Source organism: Kitasatospora sp. NPDC001225 (assembly GCF_053597855.1).
The window spans coordinates 1-9,722 of sequence record NZ_JBSFJC010000206.1 but is presented as its reverse complement, the minus strand read 5'-3'; the positions used below and the strand labels follow the sequence as shown (position 1 = coordinate 9,722).

7 protein-coding genes and 1 pseudogene are annotated in these 9,722 nt (G+C 74.9%); 1 reads left to right on the top strand and 7 read right to left on the bottom strand.

Translation table 11 applies throughout. The annotated features are described in order from the left end of the window. Positions 1-40: 40 nt before the first annotated feature. The 7 genes from ACWDCZ_RS36940 to ACWDCZ_RS36910 all read right to left on the bottom strand — a co-directional run bounded on the left by ACWDCZ_RS36940 (position 41) and on the right by ACWDCZ_RS36910 (position 7,999). Complete coding sequence (locus ACWDCZ_RS36940) at positions 41-1,159, bottom strand: condensation domain-containing protein (protein WP_449818194.1); 1,119 nt, start codon at positions 1,157-1,159, stop codon at positions 41-43. Further along, the gene (locus ACWDCZ_RS36935; protein ID WP_449818193.1) at positions 1,156-3,204 is read right to left on the bottom strand and encodes an ABC transporter ATP-binding protein; all 2,049 of its coding nucleotides are present in this window, start codon (positions 3,202-3,204) and stop codon (positions 1,156-1,158) included. Before ACWDCZ_RS36935 ends, ACWDCZ_RS36940 begins: the two co-directional genes overlap by 4 nt. Beyond that, the gene (locus ACWDCZ_RS36930) at positions 3,201-3,431 is read right to left on the bottom strand and encodes an MbtH family protein (protein WP_074005399.1); all 231 of its coding nucleotides are present in this window, start codon (positions 3,429-3,431) and stop codon (positions 3,201-3,203) included. The genes ACWDCZ_RS36935 and ACWDCZ_RS36930 overlap by 4 nt, the downstream gene beginning before the upstream one ends. A gap of 67 nt (positions 3,432-3,498) precedes the next feature. Beyond that, positions 3,499-4,800 carry a (3,5-dihydroxyphenyl)acetyl-CoA 1,2-dioxygenase DpgC gene (gene dpgC / locus ACWDCZ_RS36925; protein ID WP_380779131.1) on the bottom strand — a complete coding sequence of 434 codons (1,302 nt, stop codon included), beginning with the start codon at positions 4,798-4,800 and terminating at the stop codon, positions 3,499-3,501. Next, complete coding sequence (gene dpgB, locus ACWDCZ_RS36920) at positions 4,797-5,480, bottom strand: enoyl-CoA-hydratase DpgB (RefSeq protein ID WP_049659703.1); 684 nt, start codon at positions 5,478-5,480, stop codon at positions 4,797-4,799. The genes dpgC and dpgB overlap by 4 nt, the downstream gene beginning before the upstream one ends. A 21-nt stretch (positions 5,481-5,501) precedes the next feature. Beyond that, positions 5,502-6,632: a 3,5-dihydroxyphenylacetyl-CoA synthase DpgA gene (dpgA, locus tag ACWDCZ_RS36915; protein ID WP_449818192.1), complete on the bottom strand. Its 1,131-nt coding sequence runs from the start codon at positions 6,630-6,632 to the stop codon at positions 5,502-5,504. Continuing rightward, positions 6,629-7,999 (bottom strand): aminotransferase-like domain-containing protein, encoded by a 1,371-nt coding sequence (locus ACWDCZ_RS36910; protein WP_117484930.1) that lies wholly within the window; start codon positions 7,997-7,999, stop codon positions 6,629-6,631. The genes dpgA and ACWDCZ_RS36910 overlap by 4 nt, the downstream gene beginning before the upstream one ends. Positions 8,000-8,910: 911 nt before the next feature. On the opposite strand from ACWDCZ_RS36910, the pseudogene ACWDCZ_RS36905 reads away from it, so the two are divergent. Continuing rightward, positions 8,911-9,722 (top strand): annotated as a pseudogene (locus ACWDCZ_RS36905) (peptidase M28); the annotation flags it as partial.

The following is a 9,722-nucleotide window of genomic DNA, read 5'->3' as shown; positions in this document are numbered from 1 at the left end:
GGGTGGTCGTGGTGCTGCACGACCTGTCCCTGGCGGCGGCCTACGCGGACCGGGTGGTCCTGCTGACGGGCGGGGCGACGGTCGCGGACGGGCCGCGGGGGTAGTTCTGGAAGACCATCAGGGTGTCGAAGACCGCGCCCGGGCCGCCGGCGCGCTGGATCTCGGGCAGGCTCAGCTGCTGGTGGTCGAGCAGGGCGGCCTGCTGGTCCTGGAGGGCGGCCATGGCGGTGCGGAAGGGCACGGCCGCGTCCAGGCGCACGCGCACCGGCACGGTGTTGATGAACAGCCCGACCATCCGGTCGGCCTGCGGCACGTCGGCGGGGCGGCCGGAGACGGTCGCGCCGAAGACCACGTCCAGGCGGCCGGACAGCTTGCCGACCAGCAGCGCCCAGGCGACCTGGAAGACCCGGTTGAGGGTGACCCCGGCGTCGCGCGCGGTCTCCCGCAGCCGGTCGGTGAGGTCGTCGCCGATCCGGTCGATCACGTGCCGGAGCATCACCGGCGGGCCGCTGCGGTCGGCCGGGCCCACCAGGGTGGGCTCCCCGGTGCCGGCCAGCATCGCGCGCCAGGCCGCGCGCGCGGCGTCGGTGTCCCGGCGGCCCAGCCAGGCGAGGTAGTCGCGGTACGGCGGCACCTTGGGGAGCACCGAGGGGTCGCCGCCGTTGTCGTAGATCCGCCACAGCTCGTCGAACAGGATCGGCAGCGACCAGCCGTCCATCAGGATGTGGTGCATCGTCACCACCATCCGGTACCGGTCGGGGCCGGCGCGCAGCAGCAGCACCCGCAGCAGCGGGGGCAGGCCGAGGTCGAAGCGCCGGGCGTCGGTGGCGGCCAGGGCGCCGGCGCGGGCGTCGGCCTCCCGCTCGTCCAGTGCGCCGAGGTCGGCGTACGTCCACGGGATCCGCACGCCCTTGGCGATCACCTGGACGGTGTCGCCGGCCGCGCGGGAGCGGAAGCCGGCCCGCAGGCTCGCGTGCCGGTCCAGCAGCGCCTGCCAGGAGGCCTGGAGCACCTCGGGCCGCAGTTCGCCGTCGAGGTTGAGGACCCGCTGCCCCACGTACACGTCCCGGGGCGCGTCCTGGTCGTACGAGGCGTGGAACAGCAGTCCCTCCTGCAGCGGGGAAAGCGGCCACACGTCCTCGACCGTCAGCTGGCTCATCGTGCTCTCCGTTCGGGTTGGTCGGGCCGTTCGGGTCGGTCGGGGCCGGCCGCCGCCTGGGGCGGCGGCAGCAGGCGCAGGGGGCCTCCGCCGGGCGGCAGCGGGGGCGGGGCGCCGTAGCCGTCGGCCGGGTCCGGCCCGGCTTCGGGGCGCGGCGCGGGCGGGTCGGCGAACTGGGTGCGGTAGAGCTCCGCGTACAGGCCGCCGGCGTCGACGAGCGCGGCGTGCCGGCCGCGCTCGACCACGCGCCCGTCCTGGAGCACCAGGATCTGGTCGGCCTCGCGGATCGTGGACAGCCGGTGCGCGATCACCAGGGCGGTGCGGCCGGCCAGGGCCGTCCACAGGGCCTTCTGCAGGGCCGCCTCGGACTCCGAGTCCAGGTGCGCGGTGGCCTCGTCGAGCACGACCACGGACGGCTTCTTGAGCAGCAGCCGGGCGATCGACAGGCGCTGCTTCTCGCCGCCGGAGAAGCGGTAGCCGCGGTCGCCGACGACGGTGTCCAGGCCGTCGGGCAGCGCCGCGACCACGTCCCGGACCTGCGCGGCCTCGCAGGCCTCGACGAGCTCCGCCTCGGTGGCGTCCGGCTTGGCGTAGAGCAGGTTGGCGCGGATGGTGTCGTGGAACAGGTGGGCGTCCTGGGTGACCATGCCGACGGTGTCGCGCAGCGAGGCCAGGGACAGGTCGCGCACGTCGACGCCGCCGATCCGCACGGTGCCCCCGGTCGGCTCGTACAGCCGGGCCACCAGCTGGCTGACGGTGGTCTTGCCCGCGCCGGAGGGCCCGACCAGCGCGGTCAGCCGGCCCGCGGGGGCGCGGAAGCTCACCCCGCGCAGCGCCTGGGCGGTGCCGGAGCGCTCCGGGGCCGGCAGCGACAGCGTCTCCAGTGAGGCGAGGGAGACCTCCTTCGCGGCCGGGTAGCGGAAGGAGACGTCCTCGAACTCGACCTCCGGGGCCCGGCCAGGGCCCGGTACGGGCAGGGCGACGGCATCGGGCCGCTCCACGATCAGCGGCTTCAGGTCCAGCACCTCGAAGAGCCGGTCGAAGGAGACGAGGGCGGTCAGGTAGTTCGACTGCAGGTTGGAGAGCTGGTTGATCGGGCCGAAGAGCCGGGCCAGCAGGGTGGCCAGGGCCACCAGGGTGCCGATCCGGATGCTCCCGGCGACCACCAGCTCGCCGCCGACGCCGTAGACCACCGCGGTGGCCAGCGAGGCCAGCAGCGTCACCGTCACCAGCAGCATCCGCGCGTAGACGGAGGTGACCACGCGCACGTCCCGCACCCGGGCCGCGTTGGCGGCGAACCGGCCGTCCTCGCGCTCGGGCCGCCCGTAGAGCTTGACCAGCAGCGCGCCGGCCACGTTGAAGCGCTCCTGCATGAGCGAGCCGAGCTCGGCGTCCAGCTGCATCGAGGTGCGCAGGTTGCGCTGCAGCCGCCGCCCCACGACCCGGCCCGGCAGTACGAACAGCGGCACCGTGACGAGCACCACCAGGCCGATCAGCCAGGACAGGTAGAAGATCGTGGCGACCACCAGGCAGAGCACCAGCAGGCTGGAGAGCACGTTGGACAGCAGCACCGTCACCGCCTGCTGGGCCTCCATCACGTCGGTGTTGAGCCGGCTCACCAGCGAGCCGGTCTGGGTGCGGGTGAAGAACGCGAGCGGCTGGCGCTGCACGTGCCGGAAGACCTCGGTGCGCAGGTCGTAGATCAGCCCCTCGCCGATGCGCGCCGAACTTCGGCTGACCAGGAAGCCCACCAGGGCCTGCAGCAGCGCCAGGACCGCCACCGCGACGGCGGCGCCCGCCACCACGGCCCGGTCGCGCGGCACGATGCCGCGGTCGATGAGCTCCTTGAACAGCAGCGGCGTGGAGACGGTGATGAGGGCGTCGACCACGGTCAGCGTCAGCAGCGCCACGATCTGCCGCCGGTAGGGCCGCAGGTAGGGCAGGATCCGCCGGGAGGTGCCGGGCCTGACCTGCCCCCGGGCCGGCCGCGTCCCGTCGCCGGGGGTCGCCCGGATGGTGATCAGCGGGCCCGGGCCGCTCGTCATGGCGCGACGACCTCCCTGCCGTCCGGCGCCGCGGCCGTCGGGGCCGGCGGGCGCTGGTCGGTCCAGACGCGGTCGACGTACGCCAGGCACTCGTCGCGGGAGCCCCGGCCGCGGGCGATCCGCCACCCGGCGGGCACCTGCGCGAACCCGGGCCACAGCGAGTACTGGCCCAGGGGGTTGACCAGCACGAGGTAGGAGGCGTCCGGGTCGTCGAAGGGGCTGGTCATCTCGGTCTCCTTGTTCGTTCGGGTGCCGCCCGCCGGGGCGGCGGGGGAGGGCAGCGGCGCGGCGCTCTCACCCGGAGGGCCGGGCCGTGAAGCGGCCCGCCTTGCCGAGCACGTCCGCCGCGCGGATGCGCAGCGCCTGCTGGACGGCGAACTCCGCCAGGTAGGCGCGGAAGCCGTCCGCCGGTTCCAGGGCGAGGTTCACCATGCGGCGGTTGGCGGTGACGGCCGGGTCGCGCAGCAGCTCCAGGGCCCGCTCGACGGCCCGGTCGAGGTCCGCCGGGTCGACGACCTGGTCGACGAGGGTGCGGGCCTCGGGGTCGCTCGCGCGCACCCGCCGCCCGCCGAGGATGATCTGCCGGGCCAGCCGGGGGCCGGTCACCGCGGGCAGCCGGAAGTCCGCCGCGCCCGGGACGATCCCCTCCTGCGCGGCCGGCAGGCTCAGGTAGGCGTCGGAGGCCGCGAGCACGTGGTCCACCGCGAGCAGCAGCTGCATGCCGCCGCCGATCGCGAAGCCGTCCACCGCGGCCACCCACGGCATGTCGGTGAACGGGTAGCGCCAGGACGCGTCGTCCGTGCGCAGCCCGAGCAGCAGCTTCCTGAGGTAGCCGAGCTCGCGGCGCAGCAGGAACCCGACGAGGGTGATCTCGCCCGCGTGCAGCCGCTTGAGGTTGATCCCGGCGCTGAACACCCGGCGCCCCGCGTAGCGCGGGTGGGTCATCTCGCCGCCCCGGATCAGCCCGATCTCGCACCCCTCGTCCAGCAGCGCGAGGTCGACCGCGGTCTCCATGTCGTCGACCTGCTGCTCGTCCTCGGCGTTGAGGCGGTCCCCGGCGCACATGGTGATCCGGGCCACCCCCGCGCGCCGCTCCAGCCGGGTGCTGTCCATCCGCACCACCCCGGTGGCCCGGAACTCCCCGAGCAGCTCCAGCGCCCGCCCGGTGGGCCGCAGCATGGAGTCCATCAGGTGGCCGCCGGCGGCCGGGCCGCGCAGCACGCCGCGCAGCAGGACGCCCAGGTCGACCTCGTAGCCGAGGCGCTCGGCCACCGGCAGGGCCCGCTCCGCCCGCAGCTGCGCCGCGGTGGGCACCAGGTTCGGTACGGCGCGGGCGGCGCCCTCCACCAGGGCGTCCAGCCGGGGGCGCAGGGTGCGGCCCGCGGTGATCCGGTCGTAGAGCTCCTCGGCGTGGCGGTCCAGGAAGGCGGTGCGCCGCGCGCGGCCGGCGTCCAGCTCCCGCTCGGCGCGCTCGCGCTCCTCGCCGGTGCGCGGCCCGGGCGCGGGGAACGGGGGCAGCAGCCGCGCCGCCCGGTCGAGCCCGTCCGCGGCGCGCTCCCGTACGGCGGCGGGCGCCCGCCCGGTGGCCGCGCTCACGCCGTCACCCCGTCCGGGGCCCGGGTGCGCCGCAGCGCGCGGTCGCAGGCGGCCAGGTGCGGGCCGAGCGCGTCCTCGAAGCTCATCCACTGGGCGTCGAAGGCCAGTTGGCGGCGGATCGCGAGTTCGGGGCCGGACAGGCGGCGTAGCAGCCGGGCGGCGGCCGCCAGGGTGCGCCCGGGGTCCCGGCTCACCTGGTCCACCAGGCACCGCTCCAGGGCCTCGCGGGCGGTGATCGGCACCCCGAAGAGCACGGTGCGCCGGGCGCGGGCCGGCCCGAGCTGCTGGACCAGCCGGTAGCCGGCCATGCCCGGCCAGACGGCCTGCCCGTGGAAGGACGGCAGCAGCCGCAGGTCCGGGGCCGCCACCCGGACGTCGGCCGCCAGCAGCAGGTCCAGCGCGACGCCGCCGCACTCCCCGCTCGCCGCCGCCAGGGTGGGCAGCCGCAGCCGCTCGAAGCGCCGTACCGCCCGCTCCCACTTCGTGACGGCGGCGGTGTCGCCCGCCTTCGCCACCGCCTCGCCGTCGGGGGCGCCGGACAGGAACAGGGTCGCGGCGTCGGCGCCGGCGCTCTCCGCCTCGTCGCACAGGGCGCCGAGGGCGGCGGTCAGCTCGGCCGAGATCTCCCGGCGGCCGTCCACGTGCAGCACGGGGCCCTCGGGCAGGGCGTTGACGGGCATTGCGGTCTCCCTAGGGTCGGTTCACCACTGGATGAGCGCGGACTCGATCGTCGAACCCGGCCCCATGGTCATCAGCACGCCGTAGTCGCCGTCGCGGACCACGCCCTCCCGCAGGAGCCGGTCGTAGGAGAAGAGGAACGAGCCGCTGGAGACGTTGCCGAAGTCGCGCAGCACGGTGATGGTGTGCCGCAGGTCGTGCCGGGTCAGCCCGAGGTTGACGGCGACCGCGTCGATGACCTTCTTGCCGCCGGAGTGCACCAGCCAGTGCGCGACATCGTCGCGGCGCAGCGAGGTGCCCGCCAGCAGCCGGTCGACGACCCCCTCCACGTGCGCGCCGACCAGGTAGGGGACCTGCGGGTCCAGGAAGAAGCTGAAGCGGCCCTGGTCGCGGTCCCAGTCGTAGCGCATCGCGTCGATGGCGTCGACGATGGTCACGCTCGCGGTCCGCAGGATCCGGGGCCCCTCCAGCCGGCGGCCGGGCCCCTCCTCCTCGGCCCCCTCCGCCGTGCGGCGCCCGTCGTTCACCGGGTCCGCCACCACCGCCACCGCCGCGGCGCCGTCGCCGAACAGGCTGTTCACCACGGCCGTGCGCATCGTGGCGTCCATCGTGTACGCGGCCGAGCAGGCCTCCGAGCAGACCATCACGGCCAGCCGGCCCGGGTTCGCCGCCGCCCAGTTGCCCACCACCGCCAGCGCGTTGAGCCCGGCGTTGCAGCCCATGCCGACGATGTCGGCCCGCGCGGTGTGCCAGTCCATGCCCAGCTCGCGGATCAGCAGCGCGCTCAGCCCCGGCGTCAGGAAGCCGGTCGAGGTCACGCAGCACAGGTACGCCACTTCCGACAGGTCGGCCCCGATCCGCTTGAGGCACAGCTGCAGCGCGTCCGCCCCCATGCTCACGGCCCACGCCTTGTGCTTGTCCAGCAGGTCGCCCTGGCTCTCCCGGAGCCTGGTGCCGTCCGGCGCCGCCGGCGGCAGCACCAGCGAACGCTGCCGGATGGAGCCCAGCAGGAACACCGAGCGCACCCGGCGGTCGGTGATCCCGAACAGGTCCAGCAGCTCCTCCTGGGAGTAGTGCTCGGGCGGCACGGCGGTGCCCACGCTCACGATGCGCGGGACCGTGGCGGCCGGCGCTCGGTCCAGGGCCGTGGTCATGGTGCGTCACTCTCCGTTCCGGGTACCGGGCACGTCACCACCGTGCGTCCACCACCGCGCGCCCCACCGCCGCGCGTCTCCTCACTGAGCGTCTCCACGAACCGCACCAGCCGCTCGACGCCCTCGACCACCTGCCCGGGCGTCAGGTAGCTGATCGACAGCCGGATGTCCCGCTCGCCCCCGCCGTGCGGATGGAAGAACTCCATCGGCGTCCAGATCACCCCGAACTCCCGGGCCGACCGCTCCAGCGCCGCCGTACCGGTCCGGAAACCGGTGCGCAGCGTGAGGAAGAAACCGCCGTCGGGCCGGTTCCAGCCCACCCCCAGCTCCCGGCGCCGCCGCTCCGGCAGCCACCGCTCCAACTGCGCGAGCGTCGCGGCCATGCTGCGCCGGTAGTGCTCGGCCGCCCGCGCGTTCAGCACCGACAGCCGCCCGTCCGAACCCAGCAGCGCACCCGCCGCGGCCGCCTGGCTGAGCGAGGACGTGTTCACCGTCACCATGCTCTTCACCTTCGCCAGGTCCCGCGCCAGCAGCCGGATCCCGCCGCGCCCGTCGCGCACCTCCTGGTCGGCCACCACGTAGCCGACCCGCGCACCGGGGAACACCGTCTTGGAATAGGTGCCGAGCTGGATCACGCTCCTCGACGTGTCGAGCGCCTTGAGCATCGGGCACCGCGGCCCCGGGCCGCTCAACCGGTAGGGACTGTCCTCCAGGACGAGCAGACCCTGGCGCCCGGCCAGCTCCAGCAGCCCGGTACGCGTCGGAAGGTCCAGCGTCGACCCGGTCGGATTGGCGTGGTCCGGCACCACGTACACGGCCCGCGGCCGCCGGCCCGCCGCGCGCTGCGCCCGCACCGCCGCGTCCAGGTCCGCGACCACCAGCCGCCCGTCACGCTCCGGCACCGCGACCACCGGGATGTCCAGCAGCCGCGCGGCCCCCATGATCCCGACATAACAGGGGGTCACGAGCAGCAGCACGTCCTCGGGCGTCGCGAACAGCGCGCGCAGCACCAGGAACATCGCCTCCTGCGCACCGACCGTCACCACGATCGCCTCGGGCGCGACCTCGAACCCCTCGTCCTGCCGCAGCGAGTAGGCGATCAGCTCCCGGATCTGCCCCGCCGCCGGCCCGTACTGGTAGAAGCCGCTGCGCACTTCGGCCGGCCCCGCGCCCCGGCTCTCCAGGTAGGCCGCGTACCGGCGAAGGTAGGTGTGGACCTCCTCGACCTCGAAGAATCCGTCATAGGGGCGGCCCGGCGCGAAGGACACCGCGTCCGGGTAGCTGGACGTGATCTCGTTGAGGAAGTTCATCCGGTCGAGAACCGGGTCCTCGATGCTCGAGTGCAGCGTGGTCGAATCGAGCACCATGGTGCCCGCCTTTCCGTGGACGAGCCGCCGTGCGGCACCCCGTCGGACGGCGGATGCCAGGGCTCGCGTGAAGGACGCGCGGCAGGGCGACGGTGCGGCGGCGCCCCGTGGGCGGATCGCCGGTACCGTCCTCCCGCGTTCGAACATCGGTCGGTCTCGACGTCGGTCTCATGGCGGCCCCTCGGACGGGCCACGGGCTCCGGCGGCGCCACCGCGGGCGCACCGTCCGAACGGCGGCGGCGCGGTGCCCGCACGCGAAAACCGCCGTCGGGCACCGGGCCGAAGGCGACGCGAGGGGGTACCGAGATCCCAACACGCCCTGTCGCCGCTTTCGCACCGGCCGCGGTATCCGACGGATATCCGGAGCACAGGGCCCTGTCTGCTGTTTGTCCTCGTTCCAGTACGCGCCCCCGGGCGAGGGGCTGTCAAGCGCTGTGGGTTTCCGCCCCGTCACAGCCTGCTACCGGATGCCCGGTCCCGCCGCCGTGCCCGCGGCCCCGGCGCCGACCGGCCCGTCGCCGCGCCCCCGCGGCGCCGGGCCGCTCCGGGGCGCCGCCGGGGGAGGGTCCGGGGCCCGACGGCCGGGCGGCCCCGGGGCCCGCTCGCCGGTCCGGTCCACCGTCGCCGGCCCGCCCCGACCGGTCGCCGTCCGATCATGGCCCGTCACCTGACGTGGTCTCAACCACTGGGACAAAAGCCCAGGTTGGCGCTGAACCGGACCGCCCGGCTTGACGGAATTCGCCAACCCACCGCCCCGCGCGCACCGGGCATTGACCTGGGCATGACGTCGTGTGAGTGTTCGGGCACCCGAGCGCGGACGGCCCGCACGGCCGTCCCCCTGATACGGCTGCGCGGCGCGCCACCAGCCCCAGCCGTCCGCGGTCGAGGACCCCCACATGCGAGGAGCCTCGATGCAACGCAGAGTCACCGCAGGCAGGTTGCTGACCACGGCGACCACCCTGACCGTGCTGGCCGGCATGATCGCCGCCGCCACGGGCCCGGCCACCGCCGCGCCCACCCCCTCCCCGGCGCCGCCGAGCGCCCTGGCCGCCGCCGTCAACGCCGCCGACGCCGTCGCCGCGGCCGGACTGGACGCGCTGGCCAAGGGCCCGGGCGAGACCTACGAGCGCAAGACCGTCACCCCCTGGCTCGGCGGCCTCTACTCCGTCTCCTACGAGCGCAGCTACCACGGCCTGCCCGTGGTCGGCGGCGACGCGGTCGTCCTCGCCGACGCCCAGGGCAAGGTCCGCGCCCTGCAGTCCGCCGCCACCGGCCCCGTCGGCGGCTCGACCACCCCACAGGTCAGCGCGGCGGACGCGGAGAAGACCGCCCGGACGAAACTGGCCACCGTGGACTCGGCGGACTCCCCCCGCCTGGTCGTCCGGGTCAAGGACGGCACCGGCCGGCTCGCCTGGGAGACCGTCCTCAAGGGCCGCACCGCGTCGGCGCCCAGCACCCTGCACGTCTTCGTGGACGCGGCCACCGGCGAGGTGCTCGACAGCTACGACGACGTCCGTGCGGGCACCATCAACAGCAAGTGGAACGGCCCCGCGCCCGTCACCATCAGCACCACCAACTCCGGCGGCTCCTACTCGCTGCGCGACCCGAACCGGCCCGGCCTGTCCTGCTCCGACTACAGCACCGGCCAGGTCTTCTCCAAGTCCAGCGACTCCTGGGGCACCGGCAGCGCCTCCAGCAAGGAGACCGGCTGCGGCGACGCGAT